This is a genomic window from Streptomyces sp. NBC_00328 (assembly GCF_036139655.1).
GTDB lineage: Bacteria > Actinomycetota > Actinomycetes > Streptomycetales > Streptomycetaceae > Streptomyces.
The window spans coordinates 5,312,237-5,334,856 of the sequence record NZ_CP108013.1; the positions used below are offsets into that span (position 1 = coordinate 5,312,237).

Annotated in this window: 25 protein-coding genes; 6 read left to right on the forward strand and 19 right to left on the reverse strand. The window is 69.4% G+C overall.

Annotated elements, in window-relative coordinates:
* Nucleotides 1-778: 778 nt before the first annotated feature.
* From OG485_RS23270 to OG485_RS23320, 11 genes are all read right to left on the reverse strand, one after another.
* The gene (locus OG485_RS23270) at nucleotides 779-2,212 is read right to left on the reverse strand and encodes a recombinase family protein (protein ID WP_328670512.1); all 1,434 of its coding nucleotides are present in this window, start codon (nucleotides 2,210-2,212) and stop codon (nucleotides 779-781) included.
* Between the two features lie 228 nt (nucleotides 2,213-2,440).
* Nucleotides 2,441-3,490: a Yip1 family protein gene (locus OG485_RS23275; RefSeq protein WP_328670513.1), complete on the reverse strand. Its 1,050-nt coding sequence runs from the start codon at nucleotides 3,488-3,490 to the stop codon at nucleotides 2,441-2,443.
* 194 nt (nucleotides 3,491-3,684) lie between these two features.
* Nucleotides 3,685-3,939, reverse strand: a complete 255-nt coding sequence (locus OG485_RS23280) for a hypothetical protein (protein WP_328670514.1) — start codon at nucleotides 3,937-3,939, stop codon at nucleotides 3,685-3,687.
* Entirely contained in the window at nucleotides 3,936-4,142 is a 207-nt protein-coding gene (locus OG485_RS23285) for a hypothetical protein (protein ID WP_328670515.1), read from the reverse strand. The genes OG485_RS23280 and OG485_RS23285 overlap by 4 nt, the downstream gene beginning before the upstream one ends.
* A complete protein-coding gene (locus OG485_RS23290) occupies nucleotides 4,139-5,008 on the reverse strand; it encodes a peptidoglycan-binding protein (protein WP_328670516.1) in 870 nt (289 codons plus the stop codon). The genes OG485_RS23285 and OG485_RS23290 overlap by 4 nt, the downstream gene beginning before the upstream one ends.
* Nucleotides 5,009-5,015: 7 nt before the next feature.
* On the reverse strand, nucleotides 5,016-5,657 hold the full coding sequence (locus OG485_RS23295) for a hypothetical protein (RefSeq protein ID WP_328670517.1): 642 nt from the start codon (nucleotides 5,655-5,657) through the stop codon (nucleotides 5,016-5,018).
* 36 nt (nucleotides 5,658-5,693) lie between these two features.
* On the reverse strand, nucleotides 5,694-5,867 hold the full coding sequence (locus tag OG485_RS23300) for a hypothetical protein (protein ID WP_328670518.1): 174 nt from the start codon (nucleotides 5,865-5,867) through the stop codon (nucleotides 5,694-5,696).
* A complete protein-coding gene (locus OG485_RS23305; protein WP_328670519.1) occupies nucleotides 5,864-8,248 on the reverse strand; it encodes a hypothetical protein in 2,385 nt (794 codons plus the stop codon). Before OG485_RS23305 ends, OG485_RS23300 begins: the two co-directional genes overlap by 4 nt.
* Nucleotides 8,235-9,080 carry a hypothetical protein gene (locus OG485_RS23310; RefSeq protein ID WP_328670520.1) on the reverse strand — a complete coding sequence of 282 codons (846 nt, stop codon included), beginning with the start codon at nucleotides 9,078-9,080 and terminating at the stop codon, nucleotides 8,235-8,237. The genes OG485_RS23305 and OG485_RS23310 overlap by 14 nt, the downstream gene beginning before the upstream one ends.
* Before the next feature lie 10 nt (nucleotides 9,081-9,090).
* Nucleotides 9,091-10,068 carry a hypothetical protein gene (locus OG485_RS23315; protein WP_328670521.1) on the reverse strand — a complete coding sequence of 326 codons (978 nt, stop codon included), beginning with the start codon at nucleotides 10,066-10,068 and terminating at the stop codon, nucleotides 9,091-9,093.
* Nucleotides 10,069-10,102: 34 nt separating this feature from the next.
* On the reverse strand, nucleotides 10,103-10,795 hold the full coding sequence (locus OG485_RS23320) for a hypothetical protein (RefSeq protein ID WP_328670522.1): 693 nt from the start codon (nucleotides 10,793-10,795) through the stop codon (nucleotides 10,103-10,105).
* Between the two features lie 448 nt (nucleotides 10,796-11,243).
* On the opposite strand from OG485_RS23320, the gene OG485_RS23325 reads away from it, so the two are divergent.
* The gene (locus OG485_RS23325) at nucleotides 11,244-11,633 is read left to right on the forward strand and encodes a hypothetical protein (RefSeq protein WP_328670523.1); all 390 of its coding nucleotides are present in this window, start codon (nucleotides 11,244-11,246) and stop codon (nucleotides 11,631-11,633) included.
* A 131-nt stretch (nucleotides 11,634-11,764) separates the two neighbouring features.
* On the opposite strand, the gene OG485_RS23330 is transcribed toward OG485_RS23325, so the two are convergent.
* The 7 genes from OG485_RS23330 to OG485_RS23360 all read right to left on the reverse strand — a co-directional run bounded on the left by OG485_RS23330 (nucleotide 11,765) and on the right by OG485_RS23360 (nucleotide 14,747).
* Nucleotides 11,765-12,118 (reverse strand): hypothetical protein, encoded by a 354-nt coding sequence (locus OG485_RS23330; protein WP_328674603.1) that lies wholly within the window; start codon nucleotides 12,116-12,118, stop codon nucleotides 11,765-11,767.
* Between the two features lie 47 nt (nucleotides 12,119-12,165).
* On the reverse strand, nucleotides 12,166-12,456 hold the full coding sequence (locus OG485_RS23335; RefSeq protein WP_328670524.1) for a hypothetical protein: 291 nt from the start codon (nucleotides 12,454-12,456) through the stop codon (nucleotides 12,166-12,168).
* A gap of 97 nt (nucleotides 12,457-12,553) precedes the next feature.
* A complete protein-coding gene (locus OG485_RS23340; RefSeq protein WP_328670525.1) occupies nucleotides 12,554-13,147 on the reverse strand; it encodes a phage tail tube protein in 594 nt (197 codons plus the stop codon).
* A 47-nt stretch (nucleotides 13,148-13,194) separates the two neighbouring features.
* Nucleotides 13,195-13,596 (reverse strand): hypothetical protein, encoded by a 402-nt coding sequence (locus OG485_RS23345; RefSeq protein WP_328670526.1) that lies wholly within the window; start codon nucleotides 13,594-13,596, stop codon nucleotides 13,195-13,197.
* 238 nt (nucleotides 13,597-13,834) lie between these two features.
* Nucleotides 13,835-14,011 (reverse strand): helix-turn-helix domain-containing protein, encoded by a 177-nt coding sequence (locus tag OG485_RS23350; protein WP_328674604.1) that lies wholly within the window; start codon nucleotides 14,009-14,011, stop codon nucleotides 13,835-13,837.
* A gap of 8 nt (nucleotides 14,012-14,019) precedes the next feature.
* Nucleotides 14,020-14,529, reverse strand: a complete 510-nt coding sequence (locus OG485_RS23355) for a hypothetical protein (RefSeq protein WP_328670527.1) — start codon at nucleotides 14,527-14,529, stop codon at nucleotides 14,020-14,022.
* A complete protein-coding gene (locus tag OG485_RS23360) occupies nucleotides 14,526-14,747 on the reverse strand; it encodes a WhiB family transcriptional regulator (protein ID WP_328670528.1) in 222 nt (73 codons plus the stop codon). Before OG485_RS23360 ends, OG485_RS23355 begins: the two co-directional genes overlap by 4 nt.
* Nucleotides 14,748-15,143: 396 nt before the next feature.
* Between OG485_RS23360 and OG485_RS23365 the strand changes: the two genes are divergently transcribed.
* Both OG485_RS23365 and OG485_RS23370 read left to right on the forward strand, forming a co-directional pair.
* On the forward strand, nucleotides 15,144-15,500 hold the full coding sequence (locus OG485_RS23365; RefSeq protein WP_328674605.1) for a helix-turn-helix domain-containing protein: 357 nt from the start codon (nucleotides 15,144-15,146) through the stop codon (nucleotides 15,498-15,500).
* Nucleotides 15,501-15,547: 47 nt separating this feature from the next.
* Nucleotides 15,548-16,054, forward strand: coding sequence for a hypothetical protein (locus tag OG485_RS23370; protein ID WP_328670529.1), 507 nt, complete (start codon nucleotides 15,548-15,550; stop codon nucleotides 16,052-16,054).
* 226 nt (nucleotides 16,055-16,280) lie between these two features.
* On the opposite strand, the gene OG485_RS23375 is transcribed toward OG485_RS23370, so the two are convergent.
* Nucleotides 16,281-18,557 carry a heterodisulfide reductase-related iron-sulfur binding cluster gene (locus OG485_RS23375; RefSeq protein WP_328670530.1) on the reverse strand — a complete coding sequence of 759 codons (2,277 nt, stop codon included), beginning with the start codon at nucleotides 18,555-18,557 and terminating at the stop codon, nucleotides 16,281-16,283.
* A gap of 266 nt (nucleotides 18,558-18,823) precedes the next feature.
* Here OG485_RS23375 and OG485_RS23380 point away from each other — a divergent pair, with 266 nt between their 5' ends.
* From OG485_RS23380 to grpE, 3 genes are all read left to right on the forward strand, one after another.
* Nucleotides 18,824-19,939 carry an undecaprenyl/decaprenyl-phosphate alpha-N-acetylglucosaminyl 1-phosphate transferase gene (locus OG485_RS23380; RefSeq protein WP_328670531.1) on the forward strand — a complete coding sequence of 372 codons (1,116 nt, stop codon included), beginning with the start codon at nucleotides 18,824-18,826 and terminating at the stop codon, nucleotides 19,937-19,939.
* Between the two features lie 147 nt (nucleotides 19,940-20,086).
* The gene (dnaK, locus tag OG485_RS23385) at nucleotides 20,087-21,931 is read left to right on the forward strand and encodes a molecular chaperone DnaK (protein WP_328670532.1); all 1,845 of its coding nucleotides are present in this window, start codon (nucleotides 20,087-20,089) and stop codon (nucleotides 21,929-21,931) included.
* Nucleotides 21,928-22,587 carry a nucleotide exchange factor GrpE gene (grpE, locus tag OG485_RS23390; RefSeq protein ID WP_328670533.1) on the forward strand — a complete coding sequence of 220 codons (660 nt, stop codon included), beginning with the start codon at nucleotides 21,928-21,930 and terminating at the stop codon, nucleotides 22,585-22,587. Before dnaK ends, grpE begins: the two co-directional genes overlap by 4 nt.
* Nucleotides 22,588-22,620: the final 33 nt, after the last annotated feature.

Here is a 22,620-nt window from a genome sequence, read left to right on the forward strand (position 1 = left end):
ACCCTAGCCCCGGCTAGCTCTAGCGGTTCCTAGCGGTTCCTGGTGGTTCCTAGCGGAAACTAGATGTTGTTAGCGGCGGCCCTCGGCGTGTTTTGCCTGGTCGGCGGCCTGCTGTGGCGGCACTGGACGTTCAATACAGCGCTTGCTTTAAGTGGCAAGGGGTGTACGTTCAGTGACATGGCGGGTGAATGTCACTCCCTGCCTCACTCGCCACCCTCCCCAGCTTCCATCCCGTCTGCCGTTGGCCCATACACCGTGGAGCGGACGTGGTTCAGGGCGTCAAGGTGGAGCGCGCCACTGTACGAACGACTGTGAGGATTGGTTGCGACATCGCTCGCCACCCTGGGCCGCGACTGCTCGGCTCTGCCTGGGTCGATGGCGGACGGGATGGGAGCACCCCCGCGCACGCCACACTCCGCCGGCACTCGCGAACGGCACCCCCGCCATCTCGGAGCCGGAGCGCCCCCGCCGGAGGCATGTTCTGGCCGGGGGTCCTCCCTGCCAAGGTTTCTGCTCAGGGCCGTAACTCGCTTGCGGCCCCAGGGGCAAGCTCGCGCTTGCGCGGGCACTTGAAGCACCCGGATGGCGAAACAGCGCGCGAGGAGGGGGCAGGGGGTGCGTTCGATGAGCCGGTCGACTGAGCCGACATCCCCGAAGGATGGGGACAGGAAAGTGATGACCACGGACGAGTGGATCAAGATGCATCTTCGGCGTGCACCTGAGCGCGACGAAGAGCGGGTGCGCCGTGCGCTGCGTCTCGCAGGGGCGTGCGTGATCTTCAGCGCCACACGGGTTCGATGAGGCTCGGGTCGAACTTCCTCTTGCCTCTGCCTGCTGGATGGATGATCACGGCTGACAGGCTGTGCAACACGATCTCTTGTTGCCGTTCAATCGGCAGATCGAAGAACTCGTCCAGCGTCAGGTTCGCGGCGTCGCCCTTGGCCTCGGACTGCTTCAGTTCCTTGTAGAACCGGGCGCGCTCCAACTTCAGCTCGTCGCGCTCTCGCTCTTTGCCGGGAAGGAGCTGCAAGAGCGTGGTCACGGTGATCTGCTTTGAACGCTCGGCGTTCACTAGCTGGATGATGTCCTCGTTGACCTGTTCCAACTCGGCATCCCGCGCCCAGCGTTGTTCAATTGGAACGGTCGTGACGGCTGCTCGGGATCGCTGCTCCTCCAGTGCGAGTTGAGCTATTAGCCTGTCCACGGGTTCCCCAACGCGTCCCACCTTGCCGCAGCCGCCATTGACGACCGAGCACCGGTAGGTGAACTTCGTTGCTTTGGATCCCGGCTCCCACCGTTGGTTGGTCTGGCCTCGGATCTTCGACTTGCACAGGCCGCAGCGAGCGATGCCCGACAGCATGTACTTGCGCGCGAGGAGATGCCCGGGGTGTTTCTGCTTTCGCTCGGCGACCGCGGCGCACACCGCTTCCCACTCTTCAAGGGTGTTGATCGGCTCCCACTCACCCATGACGGGCCGGCCATCCTCACCGTTCAGGATCTCGCCGTGGTAGGTCCGGTATCCGACCAACCTCGGGTTCGTGAGGATGTGCTCTACGTGGTGGTGGGCCATCCGCTTGGTGCCTGCGCGGGGGTTCCCCAAGCTCTGTTCCTGCCAGCGCGTACGGATCGTACCGATGCGGACGCCGGCAAGGATGTCGCGCTGAGCCTCGCGGATGGCTGTGGCTGCTTGCGGGTCGACCTTGCTGCGGTCTTCCTTGAGCCATCCGTACGGCGCCGGGCCGCCGCTGTCCTTGCCTTGCTGGGCCAGCTCCAAATGCTTGCGCTTGATGCGGCGCGAGGCATCGTGCGACGACTTGTTGGCGAAGGCGACCATGATGCGCGACATGGTGCGGCCGTCCGGCGTTCCGAGGTTGACGTCGTTCGTGACCGTTGCGAACTCCAGCCGTGGGCGGTCGTCGAAGATCTCGATCAGCCGCTCAAGGTCTCGCGGCTGCCGCGCAAGCCTGTCTAGGTCGTACGCCACGATGCCCTCGATGAGGCCGGCGCTTAGGTCGTTCAGCATCAGCTCGAATTGTTCGCGCACGACGTGGCGCTTGTAGGCCGATACATCGTTGTCCTCGTAGACCTTCACGGCCTGCCAGGACCGGAGATCTGCAAGCCGCTCGCAGTCTCTCTGCTGGCGGGCTACGCCCAGCGCGTCGCCCTCGTCGTCCCGCGAGATGCGGGTGTAGATCCCCACTCGGCGTGCCACGTCCGGGCCTCCCCAGCCTCAAGAGCGGGGATCAGAATACTACTGTCATGGAGTCAACTCAGCTCAGAGCTCCGAACCTCCCGTCGTCCGGCGGTCCGGGCAGGTGCTCGACGCGTAGGCGCGGCATGCGCCCATGACGGTTCGCGGTCATGACGTGAGAGGGACCCCCGGCGGTGTGCCGGGGGTCCCTCTTTGTCGGTTCCGGGTGGGGGTGCGTGCCCTACGGCGTCAGAACGTGCCGAGCTTGATGATCGACAGGATGGCGATCAGCTGGATGGAGGACGCGGCGAGGGCCTTCGGCCAGGGGAGGTCGTGGGACTTGCCGACCATCAGGGTCAGCAGGGCGCCCGCGGCGACCCAGGTGATCCAGCCGAGGAGCTTGACGAAGGACGCGTCGCCGCCGAGGAACATGGCGAGGAGCAGCCGCGGGGTGTCCGTGATGGACATGATCAGCATGGAGAGGCCGACCGTGGGCTGCCAGGCGCCGTTGCCGCCGAGCTGGCGGGCCAGGGTGTGGGTGACCACGCCCAGGACGAACGTGCTGAGCACGAGGGCGACAGCGGTCGTCAGGACGATCGGGACGGCGTTGGAGAGGGTCGCGTTGATGGCGTCCTCGCGGGCGCCGTCGAAGCCGAAGACCGCCAGCAGGCCGTAGAGGAACGTCACGATCAGGGCCGGGGCCCACATCGTGTAGTCGCGCATCTGGAGGAAGGTCCGGTTCGGGGCCGTCACTATGCCCTTGAGCAGGTCCTTCCAGTGCAGCCTGGGGCCGACCGGCGGAGCGGTCGCCTGGCCCGCCCGGTAGACGTCGCCCTGGTTGTAGGGGTCCTCGCCGATCGAGAAGGCCTGCGTATGGCCGGGGCTGTTCGCGGCGTACGGGTCCGGGCCCTGCTGCGGGTGACCGTCGCCGAAGTACTCCGGCTCGCCGTGCCCGCCGGCATGTCCGCCGCCCTGGGGCCAGCCGCCCTGCTGTCCACCGCGGTAGGGCTGACCGCCCTGCTGTCCGCCGTACGGCTGCTGTCCCCCGTACTGCGGCTGCGATGGCGCGGGCGGATAGCCGTACGGCTGCTGCCCGCCTCCCTGGGGGGACTGCTGTCCACGTCCCTGGGAGGACTGTCCGTACGACGGTTGTTGTTGCGGTCGCCCTTGCGAGGCACGGTTGTCCCGGCCCCCGCGTCCGATCCTGAATCCAGCCACGTCATCGAACGTACCTGGTCCCGAAGAGTGACGTGCCGGAGCCGGGGCAACGGGCCCGGCATCGGTGCCGAGCTGTGACATCCCCTAAGGGGTTGTCAGGGGGCGCCAGGGTGGTCGTGCCTGTTGTGCCCCAGGGGCGGTCGGGTGGCGGTGAGTGGAGGACACGGGCCGTGGGGACGGGGGATCCGCAGGTGGGTGCGGGGTCCATGGCCCATGTCTTCCACCCGTGGGTCATCCGGTGTCTTCCACCCGTGGGTCATCCGGGGGCACCGGAGTCATCTGTGGGTGGTTTCCCACAGCGTCACCGCCAGTGCGGTGCAGGAGGTCACCGCTGCCAGGGACGGGAGTGGCCAGCGGGCGCGTTCGAGGGCGTCCAGGCGGTTCTCGTGTTCGCTGAGCGTCTTGTCGGTCTGGTCGACGCGCTGGAGGAGCAGGGCGAGGTCGCCCTGGGTGGTGGCGAAGCCGACATCGACCGAGCGGCGCAGGCGTTCCAGCTCCAGGGCGACTCCTTCCGCTTCGCGTGTCGTCATGTACGGCCCTCCTTGCGCAGCCAGGAGGGCAGGAGACGTTCCACCTCCGGCAGGGCCATGACACGGGTGAGCGCGGCGGCGATCGCCACCACACCCGCGACGGCGGGCGCGTTCCTGGCCGACGGCTCCCCGGCGAACAGCGGGAGGAGCGCGACCACGGTCTGCAGGGACGTCCGGAGCGTGCGGCGGGTCGCGTCGCTCATCGGACGGCCTCCTCGGCCGTGCGCGGCACCCGCAGCAGGTCCCAGCTCGTGCGCCCGGGGACGCCGTCGGCGGCCGGGCCCCGGTAACCGAGTGCCAGCTGCCAGGCGGCGTACGAACGGACGTCCGCCGCGCCCCAGACCGGGCCGGGGCCGACGGCGTAGCGGCCGCAGCCCTCGGCGACGAGGCGCCGGCCGATCGCCGTGATCAGTGGGCCGCGGCGGCCGGGGACGAAGTAGGCGGCGCCGGGGAAGGGCTCGTACGACGCCGGGCCGGGTGTCGGCCGCAGGCCGAGGCGGGCGTCGATCCTGGTGCGCATGCCCGGCATGGAGAAGGACGGGTCGATCTTGCGCCGCGTCCACTCCTTGTGGCCGATCACGCTCGCGGCGCTCCAGCCGTGGGCGCGGCACAGGGCGGTCGACAGGCGTTCGGCCGCGTCGAGCTGGGCCGTCGGGTACGGGTCGCGGCCGGTGCCGAGGTTCTCGATCTCGAAGCCGTAGAAGTGGGCGTTGCCGTCGACGGCGTCCGGGCCCGGGGCGGGCGGCGGGGTCTTCTCGGCGATCACGGCGGACAGCACGGCGGTGGAGCCGGAACCGGCGTGGTTGGTACGGCCGTAGCCCACCAGGTGTACGTCTCCGTCCTTGGTGATCAGGCCGGTGCAGAGCGGGCCGGGCAGGGCCGCGGTGCCGTCGAGGCAGAGGCGGAGGCTGTCCGAGCCGGCGGTGTGGTGGAGCATCACGCCGTTGACGGGGCCCCAGGGGCCCTTGTGGTCGCGGTTGTGCGTCCGCCAGGCGCCGTGCTCGCGGACGACGACGCCCTCGGCGCGCAGAGCGCGCACGAGGGCGTCCGGGGTGAGGGGAGTGGCCATGGCGTCCTCAGGTGACGGGAGTGACGGTCACGAATCGGTTGGTGAAGGTCGCGGTGCTGGTGGTGGCGGCCGACTTGTAGGCGAGGGTGGCGGTGTACGAGCTGTTCACCGTCAGACCGGTCACCTGGAACTGGGTGGTGGCGGAGCACAGGTTGGTGCCGTAGGAGATCGCCGCCCGGGTGTCCGCGGCGGCGAGCGTGACGGTCGTGCCGAGGCGGACGTTCGCGGAGACGTAACAGGCCGTCGCGGCGCTGCTGTTGATCCGGGCGCCCACCGTGACCAGGACGGAGCCGGAGGCCGGGGCGGTGAAGGTGACCGCGGTCGGGTCGCCGGCGGAGCCGGTGAGGGTCTCCACGTACGACGCCGAGGTGGTCGTGCCGGTGGTGGTGTTGGCCTTGTGGACCGGGCCAGGTGCCAGCTGCGCCCAGGCGCTGCCCGTGTGGTACCAGAACTGCTTGGGCGTGCTGAGCCAGACGAACATGCCGGCCACCGGGGACGTCACCTTCGCGTCGCGGGTGGCGGCGTCGGCGAACCGCAGTACGGTCCGGCCGTCGACGGCCTCGGCGAGGGACTGGATGTGCTGCGGGACGTTCGCCGCGTCGGCGGGCTGCGGGTAGGGGAGACTGCCGAGCGGGGTGAGCAGGGCCATGACGGCTTCCTCCTTGGAGCGTACGGGCGGGGACGGTCAGGTGCCGAAGGGCGGCGGGAGCGTGTCGGACGGGCCGCCGCCGTCACCCGAGCGTGCGGTGGTGCTGTCCACAGGCACGGGGGTGGCGGTGTTGCCGTCCTGCGCGGGGTCGTCGGGCGCGAGTACGGCCGTGCTGTCGTCCTCGGCACCCGGCGTGGGCTGGTCGTTCATGCGGCGCCTCCCGGCGGCTGGAGCAGCTCGCGGTAGCTGAGCCTGCTCTGCGTGAGGTCGTCCAGGGTCGGGAACTGCGCGGCGACCAGGGCGTAGCTGCGCCGGGTGCCGTACTGCGGGTCCACCGGAGCGTCGGGCGTGAGGCCGGTGTCCAGGGGGACGCCGTTGTAGGAGGTGCCGCGCAGGGTGAGCGTCTGCTGGGGCACCGAGCCCGCCTGACAGGTGGTGCGGATGCCTACGACCCAGGCGAGGGTGTCCAGGGCGGCGCCGGTGGTGTCCATCACGCGTACGACGTCGCCGAGCTGGACGCGCGGGTCGTGCAGGACGTCCACCTCGCCGAGCACGGGGACCGGGTAGCGGCCGGCGTCGAGCATGGCGTGGGAGAGGTCGGAGGCCACCTGCCGCTGCTGCACCCAGTCGGTCGCGGGCGCCTGGTAGACCTGCCTGCCGTAGTAGGACTGGCTGGTGGTGTTGTACCAGGCGTACCAGCGCTGCGTCGGGTCCGCGGCCCGCTTCTGCGGCACGATCTGCACGGACGGCTTGCCGTCCTTGGTGACCGTCCACACGCTCGCCGTGCCCTGGTTGACGAACTGGACGATGTAGTTCGGCCCGTCGCGCCGGGAACTGACCGTCACACCGCCCTTGACCGACGTACCGCCCGTGGCCGCGCTGCCGAAGCGGACCTTGTGCCCGGTCGTCGTGGCCGCGTCGTCCTCGATCTGAGGGGGGCCGACGTCCAGCTCGTCCTCGGCCATGGCGTACGCCACCTCCACCGCCGTGCCGGGTCTGATCTCCCGTACGGCCGTGTCGGTCGTCGTGTCGCCGTTGGCGGCGCGGACGCCGGTGTAGTCCTGGTACACCTGCTCGCAGTAGTTGCGGCAGGCGTCGATCTCCTCGGCGACGGTGAGCGCGGCGATGTCCCGCCGGGTCGTGACGGTGACGTCCGGCCGGGCCGGCACCTTCTGGAACCGGCCGGGGCCGCGCCAGCGGAAGACGCCCTGCTCGTCGAACTCGGCCGTGGACATCGTGGCGCGGGCGATCTCGGTGATCGCCTCCCACTGGGAACCGGAGACCTTCGGCACGTCGAACAGCGGGACCGTGACGTCGTCCAGCTCGGCGCCCTTGGTCCAGCGGCCCCGCTGCTCCCACTCGTCGGCGGTGTAGGAGGAGAGGTCGGGCCACACGTTGTCGGTGACCTGGACGCACTCGACGGCCACGTCCGTCGTCAGGTCGATCCGGTAGAGCTCCGACGGCGGCTGGTAGGCGGGCGTGGTGTTGAAGGTGGCGGGGCCGAGCGCGAGGAACTCCCCGTCGGGAGCGGTCAGCCGCGGGACCACGGTCGCCGGTGTGGTGGAGGACGTCGTCCCGGCTCTCGTGTCCACGGTGAAGCCCAGGTGCCAGGCGCCCTTGAGGGACGCCAGCTTCGGCAGCGTCCAGACGTAGACCTGCCCGCCGCCGCTGCCGCCCACCGTGCCGGAGGTGACCTTCACGGTGCCGGCGGTGAAGTCGACGTTCAGGGCGTAGTTGCCGTAGGCGCCCGCGCTGCGGTCGAAGACGAGTTTCAGCTCCAGGGCGCTGCCCATGGCACGGGCCGAGTTGGCGTACAGCTCGGCCTGGAACACTTTGCCGGCCACGACGAACCGGGACCGGGGCATCCAGGACACCGACAGTCCCGCGGCGTTCGGCATCAGGGCCATCTCGTGCGGCGCGCCGTCCCGGATCCAGGAGTACGAGGCCGGGGCGGGCAGCGTCTCCGGCTGGCCGTGAGTCGCGTTGAAGCCGCCGTGCAGGGAGGCGTACAGCGCGGTGAACGGTGCCGTGACGTCCGTGGCGGCCGCGGGGGCGCGGGGCGGCGGGCAGGTGTGGATGCCGCCCTGGCGCAGCAGTTCGTCCACGCACCAGATGGCGCTCGCCACCGGCAGGGCGTACAGCAGGCCGTGGTACGGCCGGGGCAGCAGGGCCGGGCCGCGCAGCCGCTCGGCACCGTCCAGTGCCTGGACGGTCACGGTGTCCGTGCCGGAGGCCGCGGTGCGGGAGCGGACGGTGCCGCGGAAGGCGGGCAGGGTCGCGCCGAGCAGGCCCGTCTCGTGCACGACGGACTGGCCGGGGCGTACGGCGTCGCCGGTGGTACGACCGGCCCACGCCGAGTACAGCTGCGGCGCGGGCGTCCCGCTCGCGCCGCCGAGCTGCAGTTCCAGCTGGGCGGAGGCGCTGCCGGAGACGGCGCGCAGCGCCTCGGGCAGGTCGGTGCTGTAGGCCCGCTCGACCTTCCAGGACTGCACCTGGGTGCCGAGTTCCCGGCCGCCGCAGCGGGTGGCGTGCGCGGGGGTGCGGTCGGGGGCGGCGAGCGCGTCGTCCAGTGCCGGGTCAGAGCTGAGCACCGCGCACCTCCACCAGGTCGAGACTGACGTTCCGGTAGGGCAGCGGGGCGGCGGGCACGTCGGTGTAGGCGGTGACGCTCATGGCCGGGCAGCCGTCGCCGAGCGAGAACGCGGTCGTCGGCTCGCCGATGGTGAGGCAGGCGCCGGCGAGCCCGAAGAGGCCGGTGGCGCCCGGTCCGCCGGCCGGGGTGACGAAGGCGGCGCCGGCCGGGGCGGTCCCGGTGACGCCGCTGTCGTTCGCGGACGTCGAGGCGAGGTACGCCCCGTCCACGGCCTTCCAGTCGAGCTGGGCGGTGGCGGTCGCCGGGTTCCAGTCGGGCGGCAGCAGCCACGACACCTGCATGCCGGGCACCACCGGCCATCCGGTCCAGACGCCGTGCCGCCAGCCGAGACGGCTGGTCGCGTCCTGGAAGTCGGCGACGACGGTGTCCGCGAGGGAGGGGCTGACGGCGATCGTGCCCTGCACGGTGAACCAGTGGTCGGTCCCGCTGGACTGGGTGCTCTGGGCGGTCGCCTGGTACGGGTCGAGCAGGTTCACGGACGCCGGGTCGAGCAGGGCGAGCGGTCCGTACGGCGGCCGCGGACCGCCCTGGAAGCCGGGCTCGTTGACCCGGCGGGCCAGGCGGGTGAGGTGCTGGGCGTCGGCCGGGGGCAGGGCGTCCCAGGACAGTTTGATACGGCGCACGGTGCGTGCCGTCGCGACGGTGGTGATGTTCCCCTCGAGGGACTTGAACTCGGTGACGTTCAGATCGGCGGTGCGGTCCCAGCTCTTCGCGGCCTGGGCGATCTCCCGCATGAATCCGGGCCGTCCGATCCACAGGTTCCTGGCCATGGTCTCTCCCTCACCTCCGGGCGAGCTGGCGCTGTCCGACGAGGACGGCGCGGGCGATGACTTGCGAGTCGACCTCGACGTGCACGGGCCGTTCGGAGAGCCTCTCGACGGCGGCGGCGAGCCGGTGCATCCCGCCGCCCGAGCCGAGCACCCGCTCCAGCTTCGACAGCGGGATGACGGCCTCGGGCTCGCCGGCCTCGGCGAGCAGCGCGAGGGTGCCGCCGCGGCGGGCGGGTACCACACCGCCCTGGGCGAGGGTGGGGATGTTGGGGAGCATCGGCAGATGGATGCCGAACTCCCGGCCGCCGAAGTGGGGCACCCAGTCGGGGATCTTGACGTGGATCTGGTTCAGGGCGCCGATCATGGCGTTGAGGCCGCCGATGTAGGCGCGGGGCAGCGCGGTGAAGGCGTTGATGATGCCCTTCAGCACCGACTTGATGGGCCCCGCGTGGTTCTTGATCGCGCCGTAGATGGCGTTCCAGGCCAACTTCACGCCCTTGGAGAGGGCGGCGGAGACCTTGTCCATGTTGATGAACTGGGAGATGAGTGGGGCGAGCAGAGCCATGATCAGCCCGAAGGCGTTGGCCTTCATGGCGGTGTTGAGGCCCTTCTGGGCGAGCGAGGCTCCCTTGAGCCCCTTCCCGAAGCCGCCCATGGACGTCCCGCCCTGCCCCGCCTGCTTGCCCGCCTTTCCGACGGACTTCTCCACGGCGTCGGACTGTGTCTTGACGTCGCGAAGGGCGTTCTTGGCGTGCCCGGAGGAGGTCTTGAGGTGGTCGAGGGAGGTCTTGAACTTGTCGGTGGAGCCCTTGGACTTGCCGAGGGTCGTGTCCGTGGTGCGCAGACCGTCGCGCAGCTTGTCCACCGCGGAGCCGGCCTGCCCGGTCCGGCTCCGGATGGTGGTCAGCGCGCTGCCGGTGGAGCCGGCGGCGGAACGAAGGCGGTTGAGCGCCGTGGTGGCACTGGAGAGGGAACGAACGAGTGACACGGGATCCTCCGATCAGATGGATGGCCGCCTTGGGTCAGTTCGCACTGCCGCCGCCACCGGCGACGACCCGGGACAGCGCGGTGAACCGCTGCTCAAGCGTGTGCGCCGCCTGGGCGAGCTGGTCGACCCGCGCGTGCTGCTCGGCGGCCCGCGTCAGCTGGCCGGCCGCCGAGGCCAGTTGGCGCATGGACCGGGGGGAAGGCAGGTTCCGGGCCCGGGTGGAATAGGTGCGCACCACCTGGTTCAGGTCGTGAATGGCGTCCTTGACGGCGTTGACGTTGTCGACGGAGGGGAGAGGGTTGGGGGACTGGGGTTGTTCGGGGGTGGCGAGGGTGATGCGTCCGCGGTCGTTGGTGGTGACCTCCCTGCCTCTGGCACGCGAGCGGATGAATGCCTGAAATGCTTTTTGAAGGTCCAGGAATTTAACGCCGATGGTGGCGAGTCCGGCCTTCAATCCGACGATCGACAGGATGAGGATCGCGGCGGGGCCGTTTGCCTTGAAAATCCCGATTACTTCCTTCAGGACGGGAAGCTCACTGATGGCGCCTATTAGATCCGTGGGCTTGTCCTTCGGGCCTTCCTCGATCGCCTTCTTCAGGGAGGCTATTTTCCTGTCGAGCTCTGCGGAGGTGACGGCTTTCGAGCCGCCCTCCCTGGGGATGATATCGACCGATTTCTCCAACGACGTCAACTTCTCGTAGACGTCTTCGGTCGTGTGCTGTGTCACGGGATGCACCGCCTTGTATGCTGCGTGCGGGTTTGGTTTCCCAGTTCGGGTGATCAAGAGGGGGTTCGATGTACGAGGCTGCTTCTGAGGTGAGTCGCTCCGAGGTGTTGGCCAGAATGGCGGGCGTTGCTTTAGGCTCAATCGGTGGAGGATTTTGCCTGATCGTCGCTCTCGTTTGCTTTATGGCAATTCGGCAAGATAGGCGAAAGGGTGACTTGTCGAATGCGCCTCGGATGCGCCGAAACGGCATCATCTGGGCGGCCGTCGGAGTCCTGCTGATAGCCGGCGAGTTCTTTGTTTGGTATCTCACTGGCGGCTTCGACTAAGAAAGAGGGGGCGATGTGTCGCCTTTCTCTGTCACTCCCGGATCCCCCTGTGAGCCCTTGCGGTGGGTGAATAGATAGAGTTCGCGACCGCTGAGACGCAGGTGAGACCGGAGGGTGGGAAATTGCTTGAGGTTCTGCAAGGCAACAGGCCGGGTGCGCTGATCTTCGGAATTTCTGTGCTGGCCGGGGCGCTTCTCTTCATCTGGCGCGATGGAAATCTCCGGCGCAGGGGAATTTTTGTCAGCGCAAAATGCGTCCAGCAGGCTCGGGACGGAAAGGGTTTGGTCACCCTGCGCCTGGCATATGAAGTCGACGGCTTGCAGTACTACTGTGACAGTCTGCCCTACCAGTTTCCGCCGGCCGGTATCGGTCAATGCATGGACGTGATCTACGACTCCAAAGATCCCAGCTATTCAGAAGTGGTGTCGCAAAGGGGCCGCGGAATCGTGCCATGGATCGTCGGAGGAATCGCGGCCGCTCTGCTCCTCGTGACCGGTATCTCCTACCTCTGACCCTGTCCCGGCATCAGGAAAGAAACCGCTGGATTTCCTGCAGGGAGGGCAGGGGATCACCGGACGTTCCGTGGGGGCGCTCGCTGCGCATGTTCTTCAAGCGGGGACGGGCGCTGCGTCGCCGCAACCTGCTAGGCGAAGAACCTGGCTATCTCCTGGGCGCTCGGCATGGCGAGGGCGCTGTCCCGCGGGTCGGCGTCCGGGCTTCGCGGGGCCGTGCCGGGGCGCGGCAGTGGCTCGGGGTAGTCCAGCGGCTCGGCGTCCTCGTCGCGGTTGACCATGGCGAACATCCAGTTGGCTTCGGCGAGTTGGTCGACAACGTTCGCCAGGAGGTAGTCGGTGAGCGACCACTCGGCGGCCTCACCCTGTACTTCCCGCAGCAGCGCGCTGTCCCTTGGCAGATGCCGGACCAGTATCGACAGCCGGCGTGAGGTGAGCCGGCCGCGGTGCCAGTCCAGGAGGTCGACGCCGTAGTGGCGGAGCAGGTCCGCCTCCAGGGCCTCGGCGTGCTCTTCGACGAGCTCGCCGAGGCTCAGCCTTCCCCCAGGCCCAGCCCCGTCTCCTTGCCGTAGGCCTCCAGGATCGCGGCGATGTCCTGCATGGTGACGTCGTGCCCCTCGAAGCGGGCGAACTGCTGCTCGCCGAGGAGGAGTCGGAGCAGTCCGTCGACGTCGTTGTCGTCGAGGTCGCGCAGCTTGCGCGCGGTGGTGCGGGTGAGTTCGGTCGGCAGCTCGAAGCTGTCGCCGTCCAGTTCGAAGGACCAGTCGCGGCCGAGCGCTTCGAGGCGCTGGGCCCGAGCGGCGTTGACGTCGAATCCGGACATCGGGGCTCCTTGTGTCGGTTGCGGGCGTGCTGAGGGGGCGGCCCCGGCGCCCGCGGAGGGGGGAGGCGGGCGCCGGGGCCTGGGAAGGCGGCGTGGACTAGGCCAGTGCCGCCGGGTCGTTGACCAGCCAGGTCGCCATCGGCTTGGTCGGGTCGTCGCCCGACAGCGCGGTGAAGGTGACGCCGAGCCTGACCGCGCCGGTGCGGCTGAGCGACAGCTCCTCCACCTCGGAGACGGCGCCGTACGGGATCACCAGCCGGTAGCGCAGGTCCTTGGTGCCGTTGTTGTCCGCGAAGTCGATGGCGAGGGCCCGCTGGTCCTGGCCGCCCGGCATGCCGCCGATGTCGATCTTCTGCGCGGTGGTCTCCGTCTGGGAGCCCGCGGTGACGACCGAGGTCGACGGGAGCCCCAGGTAGAACGGGAACGTGTCCTTGTTGATCTGCATCAGCTGGAACTTCAGGGTCAGGTCCCGGTCGGAGAGGACGAAGCGCGCCGGGGCCATCGACTGCCAGGTGTCGACCGGGTCGTTCTTGTCCTTCTTGTTGAACTTGACCCCGTCGGAGGAGGTGAAGCCCAGGTTGACCCACGGGGAGGCCAGCGCGGTGGTCTCCTTGACGGTGGTGCCGGCCGGGGCCCACCAGACGTTGCCGGCGCCGGCGATGCGGATCTCGGTGTTCTTGAAGCCTGCCATGTGTGTGCTCCTCGGGAAGAATTCCTCGGGAAGAAAGGTGAAGTGGCTTACGCCGGGCGGATCGACAGCCGGAGGGTGGCCAGGTAGCGGTTGCCGGCCGGGCGGTTGTAGTCCGGCAGCCAGCGGGGTCCGTCCGTCTCGTCGACGTCGGTGACCAGCGCGGTGCCGTACCGGGTGCCCTGGAGTTCCAGCGCGCAGGCACGGGCCGTGTTGGCCGTCACGAGGGCGGTGGTCTTGTCCGGGCCGTACACCTCGAGGTCGACCAGCGGCCGGTCGAGGTTGAGGTCGTCGGTCCAGGCGCCGCCGGCGCGGGAGACGAGGACGACCTGCTGGGTGCCGTCGAAGCCGGCGGGCGGCCTGTTGTCGACCGTGGTCCCGGCCATTTCGGTCCGGTTCTTCAGGAAGTCGACGACGAGCCGCTCCACGTCGGGGAAGTTCAGGATCGCCACACGGGTGCTCCCTTCGGGAAGAGGGGTCCCGGATTCCGGGCAGCAGAAAGCGGCAGGTCCACCGCCCGGGGGCCGGGCGCAGCTCTGCCGCTGCTTCGAGTGTGACGGTGACTCCTGGTTCTCGCAACTCACCTTTTTTCAGGGGGAGTTGAGGCCCGGATAAACGAAAGGGTCCCGTCGCGGCGAGCGACGGGACCCCGGTTCGTCGTGGGCGTGGATGAGTGGATGCGGGTGGTGGTCAGTGGTTGCCGCGCAAGCGGTTCGTCGCCCGCTCGGCGGTGAACACGTCCTCCAGTCGGTACAACTGCCGGCGGCCCTGTGCGCCAGCGGGCCGCAGATGCCCGCGCTGCACCCATTTGCGGATGGTGGCGGGGGTGACGCCGGCCTCGGTGGCGGCCAGCTCGGAGGTGACCATGGGGGCGTTCACGCCGTTTCCTCGTCCGCCGGGCCGGGCATGTGCCCGCAGGGCGGGTTCACGCACCGGACCTCGGCCCGCTCCGGGAACGCCCGCAGCGACACCGAGTCGCAGGCAGGGCAGCGGCCGGACAGGCGGACCATCTGTTCCGGGTCGCCGAGCGCGCGGGCGCAGCGCGCGGCCATGCGCCGGGTCTCGTCCTCGACGTGGGCGGCCAGCACCGGGTCGGCGGCGATCCGCTCCAGCAGTCCGGCGATACGGCGGAGCCGCACCGGTACGGAGGCCGGGGGCACCGGACGCAGGCCGAGCCGTTCCCGTACGGCCTCCTCCAGTTCGACGGCGCCGTCGGTGATGTCGCGCAGGGCGTCGGAGACATGCAGGCGTACGGGGGCGCCGGTGCCGCCGGCCGGCCCGCCGCCGCGCCGTTCCCGCAGCCCCCCGTGGGCGGCGGGCACCAGCTCGGCGACCAGTTCGGGGAACCGGCGCAACAGGGAGGTGATCCAGACGGCGGGGCTCATACGGTGACCTCTCGTCCGTTGCGCCACAGCCGCCCGCCGCTGACGCCGTCGAACCATGTGTGCGAGGGGTCTACGACAGCCTCGCACTCACGTCGGATCGGACATTGGTTGCATGCGCGCAACGTATGCTCCGCGTCGGAGAGCTTACGGGTGAATACATAGTGTTGTGGAAGATTGCCGCAGGCCGCAGCCCTACGCCAGTCGAGTTCGCTGGTCACGAGCGATACCTCCCCAGGTGGTGGGAATATTCGTTCGATATATGCGAGCAACGGTCAGCGTGGCATCGTGCGAGCGCGAGCGCAAGTGACTTGCGGGGTGGCGGGGCGGGAAGGGAGTGGCGGGAAGGGGGTGGCTCAAATGTGACCAGCGGTGCAGCATTCGAACGTATGTTCTAGAGATGATGGCGAGGTCGTCCCCGGAGAGGTGAGGAAAAATGGGTCCCCTTACGCGCGTGCGCGCACACTCCAGGTGCGCGCGCGATCGGTACGCTGCTCCCGACACGAGGGGAGAGCGGGAACATGGGGCCCAGTCCACGCGCCGCGAGCACGGAGCGAACAGAACGAACAGAACGAACCGACGCGCTGGAGGAGTTCGCCGTCTGGGTCGAGGACCTGATGCGGGACCGCGGCTATGTGATCGACGGCCCGCGCGGCGGTGGCAAGTCGCGCCTGGCCGACGACTCCGGTGTCCACCGGGCCGCGGTGACCCGGCTGCTGCAGCGGCAGAGCATGCCGGACCTCGAGACCATGCGCCGCCTGGCCGTGGTGCTCGGCGTGCCGCTGCGGGACATGCTGATCCGCTCCGGGCGGCTGTCCGAGGACGATCTGCCGCTCGAACCCGGCCCGGGAGCGGACCCGGGAGCGAGCAGGCGGCTGAGCCCGGAGGAGGCGGCGCGGCGCATGGGCGTACCGGAGGAACTCCGGGGTCTGTTCGTGAAGGTCGCCCGGCAGTTTCTGGGGGAGGGGCCTTAGGGAAAGAGACGCGGGACGGGGGAGTCGGGAGTGCAAGGAGTGCACACATGGGTGACGGGGGACGCCGGGACGATGACATGGACGGTACCGGCGGTGAAGGGTCGTACACCGAGGCGGAGCGGGTTACCCGGCTGCTGGGCGGTCTGCTGATCGCACTGGGTGAGAAGGTCCAGGAGGCGGGACCGGAAGGGGTCCGCATCCTCACCGACGAGGAGGTGCAGCGGGCCAACCTCCAGTGGTACCGCACGGGCTGGGAGGAGCACGCACGGGCGGTCCGCCCGTCCGGCGAGCCCGAGTCGCCGGGCCGTGCGGCGGCCGCTCCGGCTGATCCGGCCACCCCGGCAGAGCATCCGGCGGATCCCGACCCCCTGTCCGCCATGGGCCGCCTGCTCGACTTCCCCGGCCACGGTGCCCCGGCCGCCGGCCAGGGCGGCGAGCGCGCCCGGGCGGAGCTGCGGCACCGGCACGACGAACCCGGCGCCGGACGGCACGAGTGCGTCCGGCAACGCGGCGAGGGCTCCGACTCGGTACGACGGCCCGACGGTGAAGGATGAAGGAGCAGGAAGAAGCCGTCGACGCAGTCGATATCGACCTGCGGAACCCCGCAGCCTCCGGCTCGATCCTGTGGTCCTTCGAGGTGGTGCAGCAGGCGGGCCCGAAGGACGAGTAGCGGGGAACGTCCTGCTGTGCGAGCGCGCCACCGGCGTCCGGGGCAGGCCCCGCACGACCGACGCCCCGCACCGGACAGGTGCGGGGCGTCGGTCGTACCGAACGGGGCGGTTACTTCACGGGTTCCGGCTCCGGCTCGCTCTCCGACTCGGCCGCGCCCGCCGGGGGCTCTTCCTCGACCGGGGTCCTGACGGATTCGAGGAGGAGCTGGGCGACGTCGACGACCTGGACGGACTCCTTGGCCTTGCCTTCGTTCTTCTTGCCGTTGACCGAGTCGGTCAGCATGACGAGGCAGAACGGGCAGGCGGTGGAGACGATGTCGGGGTTCAGCGACAGAGCCTCGTCGACACGCTCGTTGTTGATGCGCTTGCCGATCCGCTCCTCCATCCACATCCGCGCGCCGCCGGCGCCGCAGCAGAAGCCGCGTTCCTTGTGGCGGTGCATCTCCTGCTGGCGCAGGCCCGGGACGGCGGACATGATCTCGCGCGGGGGCGTGTAGATCTTGTTGTGGCGGCCCAGGTAGCACGGGTCGTGGTACGTGATCAGACCCTCGACCGGGGTCACCGGCAGCAGCTTGCCCTCGTCGATGAGGTGCTGGAGCAGCTGGGTGTGGTGGATGACCTCGTAGTCGCCGCCGATCTGCGGGTACTCGTTGCCGATCGTGTTGAGGCAGTGCGGGCAGGTGGCGACGATCTTCTTCGCCGACTTCGGCTTCTTGGTGGACTCGTCCTCGTCGTCCTCGCCGAAGGCCATGTTCAGCGCCGCGACGTTCTCCATGCCGAGCTCCTGGAACAGGGGCTCGTTGCCGAGGCGGCGGGCGGAGTCACCGGTGCACTTCTCGTCGCCGCCCATGATCGCGAACTTGACGCCCGCCATGTGCAGCAGCTCCGCGAAGGCCTTCGTGGTCTTCTTGGCCCGGTCCTCCAGGGCGCCGGCGCAGCCGACCCAGTAGAGGTACTCGACCTCGCTGAGGTCCTCGATGTCGCGGCCGACGACGGGGATCTCGAAGTCGACCTCCTTGGTCCACTCGAGGCGCTGCTTCTTGGCCAGACCCCAGGGGTTGCCCTTCTTCTCCAGGTTCTTGAGCATCGTGCCCGCCTCGGACGGGAACGCGCTCTCGATCATCACCTGGTAGCGGCGCATGTCGACGATGTGGTCGATGTGCTCGATGTCGACCGGGCACTGCTCGACGCAGGCGCCGCAGGTGGTGCAGGACCACAGGACGTCCGGGTCGATGACGCCGTTCTCTTCCGCGGTGCCGATCAGCGGGCGCTCGGCCTCGGCGAGGGCGGCCGCGGGGACGTCCTTGAGCTGCTCCTCGGACGCCTTCTCCTCGCCCTCCATGGTCTTGCCGCCGCCGGCCAGCAGGTACGGGGCCTTGGCGTGCGCGTGGTCGCGCAGCGACATGATGAGGAGCTTGGGGGAGAGCGGCTTGCCGGTGTTCCAGGCGGGGCACTGCGACTGGCAGCGGCCGCACTCGGTGCAGGTGGAGAAGTCGAGCAGGCCCTTCCAGGAGAACTGCTCGACCTGGGAGACGCCGAAGACGTCGTCCTCACCGGGGTCGGTGAAGTCGATGGCCTTGCCGCCGGAGGTCATCGGCTGGAGGCCGCCGAGGGCGGTCCCGCCGGTCGCCTCGCGCTTGAACCAGATGTTCGGGAACGCCAGGAAGCGGTGCCAGGCCACGCCCATGTTGGTGTTGAGCGAGACCACGATCATCCAGATGAACGAGGTGCTGATCTTCACCATGGCGGTGAGGTAGATCAGGTTCTGCAGGGTGGTGACGCCGAGCCCCTTGAAGGCCAGGACGAGCGGGTACGAGGCGAAGTACGCGGCCTCGTAGTGCTCCACGTGGTGGATGGCGCCCTCGAGACCGCGCAGCACATAGATGGCGAGGCCGATGGTGAGGATGACGTACTCGACGAAGTACGCCTGGCCGGCCTTGGAACCCGCGAAGCGGGACTTGCGGCCCGGGCGGGACGGCAGGCTCAGCAGGCGGATCGCGATGAGCACGGCGATGCCGAGGATCGTCATCACGCCGATGAACTCGATGTACAGCTCGAACGGCAGGAAGCCGCCGATGACCGGCAGCGTCCAGTCGGCCTGGAAGAGCTGGCCGAAGGCCTGGGCGAGGGTCGGCGGCAGGGTCAGGAAGCCGATCGCCACGAACCAGTGGGCGAAGCCCACGATGCCCCAGCGGTTCATCCGTGTGTGGCCGAGGAACTCCTTGACCAGTGTCACGCTGCGCGCGTAGGGGTTGTCGGTCCGGGTACCGGCCGGGACCGGCTGGCCCAGCTTGAAGTACCGGACGAACTGACCGATGGCGCGTGCGAGCAGCGCGACGCCGACCACGGTCAGGACCAGCGACACAATGATCGCGGCGAGTTGCATTCGGGGGCTCCTCGGGCCTGCGAGGTGTTGCTTCGAGGGTGACCTCGAAGGTGATTACTAAGCGGTAACTTATGCAGTCCGTCTGAGACTACCCACTTCCTCCGCCGCACTGTAGTCAGAGGCGCGGTGATCTGCGTCGCTGAGGGAAGCCTGAGTGGGCGCCCGGGAGGCGGGCACCAGGTCCGTTTCGCCCGGGGCCGACAGGGCGCGTAAACCCGATCGTGTTATTCACCCAATACTGTGACAATTACCCCTAAATTGGCGACGTGCTGTACGGAATCACGGCCGCCACCGCCGCTCTGCTCCTGACCGCCACGCTCACCGCGCTGCTGCGGTCGTTCTCCCTGCGCCTCGGCCCGGCCGAAGGGAGGGGGCTTCCCGCGCGCCGGGCGAAACCGCGGGCCCCCGGAAGGGGGCGGCCGGTTCCGCTTCTCGGCGGGGTCGCCGTGGTCGGCACGACGGCGCTCGTCGGCTGGGCCGGGGACTGGACCGGCGCCGCCCCGCTCGGGCCGGAGACCGGCCGGCTGCTGGTCGCCGGGATCGCGATCGCCCTGCTCGGCCTGGCCGCCGATCTGCTGCCCGTACCCCCGGTGGTGTGCGGGGCGGGCGTCGCCGTCGCCGCCGCGCTGACCGTCCCCTACGACGAACTCGGCATGCCGGCCGGAGTGCTGGCGGTGGGCTGGGTCGTCCTCGTCACGCAGGGCTTCCGTTCCCTGGACCACGCCGACGGGGTGATGGGGACGGTCGGCGTCATCACGGCGTTCGCCCTCAGCGCGTGTGCGGCCGCCGAACTCATGGACGGGCTCGCGGCGCTGCTCAGTGTGCTGGCGGCTGCCCTCACCGGCTTCCTGATGCACGGATGGCCGCCCGCCAGGATCGCGCCGGGGCGGTGCGGGTCGCTGTTCACCGGCTTCGTCCTGGCCTCGGCGGTCGTGCCGGTGCACGCGGAGCGGCCCGCCGGGACCGGCCTCGGCGCCGCCTTCGCGCTGACGGCCCTGGCCACCGCGGACGCCGTCCTCGTCCTGGTGTCTCGGCGGCGGGCGGGGCGGCCGCTGCTGCGACCGGCGCCGGACCATCTGGTGCACCGGCTGCGGCGGGCGGGACTCACCCGTCAGGGGGTCATGGCCGTGACGGGTCTTGCGGCGTTCGCGGCTGCGCTCGTGGGGCTGTGCATCGACCTCGGATGGCTGGGGGCGGGGGCGGCCTGGTGGGTGGCGGGCGCGGTGGCCGCTGTCGCGGTGGTGGGGGCCGTACGTCCCGGGGTCCGCCCGCGCCGTGCCCATCCGCATGCGATTCCCGCCCCCGGGGGACCCGTCCCGAGGTCGCTGGGGCGTCCGGGGCGCCCCCGTCCGGAGGCTCCTGGTGCAGTAAAGGTGCACTGACTCCCTGAGAAAGCCGCAGTTCAGAGGCTCCATGCGTGTAAGGAGCGGATAAGAGTTGAGCCCCTACGACTCAGGTCTGTTGACCGAGAGGCGGACGTCGTGCACACTTGAGTCCGTTCCACTCAAGTCATTGCTGGAGGAATCGAAATGGCACGTGCGGTCGGCATCGACCTGGGCACGACTAACTCCGTCGTCAGCGTTCTCGAAGGCGGCGAGCCCACCGTCATCACCAACGCCGAAGGCGCCAGGACCACGCCGTCCGTCGTCGCCTTCGCGAAGAACGGCGAGGTGCTCGTCGGCGAGGTCGCCAAGCGCCAGGCGGTCACGAACGTGGACCGGACCATCCGTTCGGTGAAGCGTCACATGGGCACGGACTGGAAGATCGAGCTCGACGGCAAGAGCTTCAACCCGCAGCAGATGAGCGCCTTCATCCTGCAGAAGCTGAAGCGCGACGCCGAGGCGTACCTGGGCGAGAAGGTGGCCGACGCGGTCATCACCGTCCCCGCGTACTTCAACGACTCCGAGCGTCAGGCGACGAAGGAAGCCGGTGAGATCGCCGGTCTCAACGTCCTTCGTATCGTCAACGAGCCGACCGCGGCCGCGCTCGCGTACGGCCTCGACAAGGACGACCAGACGATCCTCGTCTTCGACCTCGGTGGCGGCACCTTCGACGTGTCCCTCCTGGAGATCGGTGACGGCGTCGTCGAGGTGAAGGCCACCAACGGTGACAACCACCTCGGTGGTGACGACTGGGACCAGCGCGTCGTCGACTACCTGGTGCAGCAGTTCCGCTCCGGTCACGGCGTGGACCTCGCCAAGGACAAGATGGCGCTCCAGCGTCTGCGCGAGGCCGCCGAGAAGGCCAAGATCGAGCTGTCCTCGTCGACCGAGACCTCGATCAACCTGCCCTACATCACGGCCTCCGCCGAGGGCCCGCTGCACCTGGACGAGAAGCTCACGCGCGCCCAGTTCCAGCAGCTGACGGCCGACCTCCTGGAGCGCTGCAAGACGCCGTTCCACAACGTCATCAAGGACGCCGGCATCCAGCTGTCCGAGATCGACCACGTCGTTCTCGTCGGTGGCTCCACCCGTATGCCCGCCGTCGCCGAGCTCGTCAAGGAGCTGACCGGCGGCAACGAGGCCAACAAGGGTGTGAACCCGGACGAGGTCGTCGCCATCGGCGCGGCCCTCCAGGCCGGTGTCCTCAAGGGTGAGGTCAAGGACGTCCTGCTCCTCGACGTGACCCCGCTGTCCCTCGGTATCGAGACCAAGGGAGGGATCATGACCAAGCTCATCGAGCGCAACACCACGATCCCGACCAAGCGCTCGGAGATCTTCACGACGGCCGAGGACAACCAGCCGTCCGTCCAGATCCAGGTTTACCAGGGCGAGCGCGAGATCGCGGCGTACAACAAGAAGCTCGGCATGTTCGAGCTGACCGGTCTGCCGCCGGCCCCGCGCGGTGTCCCGCAGATCGAGGTCGCCTTCGACATCGACGCCAACGGCATCATGCACGTGACCGCGAAGGACCTCGGCACGGGCAAGGAGCAGAAGATGACCGTCACCGGCGGCTCCTCGCTGCCGAGGGACGAGGTCGACCGCATGCGCCAGGAGGCCGAGAAGTACGCGGACGAGGACCACGCCCGCCGCGAGGCCGCCGAGACCCGCAACCAGGGCGAGCAGCTCGTCTACCAGACGGAGAAGTTCCTCAAGGACAACGAGGACAAGGTCCCCGGCGACATCAAGACCGAGGTCGAGGCGTCCGTCGAGGAGCTGAAGGCCGCGCTCAAGGGCGAGGACGCCGCCGAGATCCGCACCGCCACCGAGAAGGTCGCCGCGGTCTCGCAGAAGCTGGGCCAGGCCATGTACGCCGACGCCCAGGCCGGTCAGGCCGCGGGCGGCGACGCCCACGGCGCCGAGGCCCCGAAGGCCGACGACGACGTCGTCGACGCCGAGATCGTCGACGAGGACCGCCGGGACGGTGCCGCGTGACGGAGGAGACCCCGGGCTTCGAAGAGCAGCCCGACGTCCCTTCCGGCGCCACCTCTGACGACGCCGAGCCGCAGTCCGCCACCCCCTCTGCGGAGGGGGCGGCGGCCCCGGACGGGGACGCAGCAGCACAGTTGACCGGCCTGACGGCCCAGCTGGACCAGGCCCGCATGGCGCTCACCGAGCGCACCGCGGACCTCCAGCGGCTCCAGGCCGAGTTCCAGAACTACCGCCGCCGGGTCGAGCGCGACCGGATCGCGGTCAGGGAGGTCGCCGTGGCGAGCCTCCTGACCGAGCTCCTGCCCGTGCTCGACGACATCGGCCGCGCGCGGGACCACGGGGAGCTCGTCGGCGGATTCAAGTCCGTCGCCGAGTCCCTCGAGACCGTCGCGGCGAAGATGGGGCTCCAGCAGTTCGGCAAGGAGGGCGAGCCCTTCGACCCGACGATCCACGAGGCACTGATGCACTCGTACGCGCCGGACGTCACGGAGACGACGTGCGTGGCGATTCTGCAGCCGGGGTATCGCTTCGGCGAACGCACCATCCGCCCCGCGCGGGTGGCCGTCGCCGAGCCGCAGCCCGGGGCGCAGCCGGTCAAGGCCGAGGATCAGGCCGAGTCGGCCGAGGACAAGGAGAGCGGTGGCCCGGACGAGGGCTGAGCTTGAACGGACGAGGAAGGAGGGACGTCGGGG

Coding starts and splice junctions, on each gene's coding strand:
- OG485_RS23335 (WP_328670524.1), bottom strand. CDS start 12,456: ATGTCCGGATTCGACGTCAACGCCGCTCGGGCCCAGCGCCTCGAAGCG.
- OG485_RS23310 (WP_328670520.1), bottom strand. CDS start 9,080: ATGGCCAGGAACCTGTGGATCGGACGGCCCGGATTCATGCGGGAGATC.
- OG485_RS23275 (WP_328670513.1), bottom strand. CDS start 3,490: ATGTCACAGCTCGGCACCGATGCCGGGCCCGTTGCCCCGGCTCCGGCA.
- OG485_RS23285 (WP_328670515.1), bottom strand. CDS start 4,142: ATGAGCGACGCGACCCGCCGCACGCTCCGGACGTCCCTGCAGACCGTG.
- OG485_RS23375 (WP_328670530.1), bottom strand. CDS start 18,557: ATGCAACTCGCCGCGATCATTGTGTCGCTGGTCCTGACCGTGGTCGGC.
- OG485_RS23365 (WP_328674605.1), top strand. CDS start 15,144: ATGCGGGACCGCGGCTATGTGATCGACGGCCCGCGCGGCGGTGGCAAG.
- OG485_RS23355 (WP_328670527.1), bottom strand. CDS start 14,529: ATGAGCCCCGCCGTCTGGATCACCTCCCTGTTGCGCCGGTTCCCCGAA.
- OG485_RS23280 (WP_328670514.1), bottom strand. CDS start 3,939: ATGACGACACGCGAAGCGGAAGGAGTCGCCCTGGAGCTGGAACGCCTG.
- OG485_RS23295 (WP_328670517.1), bottom strand. CDS start 5,657: ATGGCCCTGCTCACCCCGCTCGGCAGTCTCCCCTACCCGCAGCCCGCC.
- OG485_RS23370 (WP_328670529.1), top strand. CDS start 15,548: ATGGGTGACGGGGGACGCCGGGACGATGACATGGACGGTACCGGCGGT.
- OG485_RS23340 (WP_328670525.1), bottom strand. CDS start 13,147: ATGGCAGGCTTCAAGAACACCGAGATCCGCATCGCCGGCGCCGGCAAC.
- dnaK (WP_328670532.1), top strand. CDS start 20,087: ATGGCACGTGCGGTCGGCATCGACCTGGGCACGACTAACTCCGTCGTC.
- OG485_RS23300 (WP_328670518.1), bottom strand. CDS start 5,867: ATGAACGACCAGCCCACGCCGGGTGCCGAGGACGACAGCACGGCCGTA.
- OG485_RS23350 (WP_328674604.1), bottom strand. CDS start 14,011: ATGGTCACCTCCGAGCTGGCCGCCACCGAGGCCGGCGTCACCCCCGCC.
- OG485_RS23290 (WP_328670516.1), bottom strand. CDS start 5,008: ATGGCCACTCCCCTCACCCCGGACGCCCTCGTGCGCGCTCTGCGCGCC.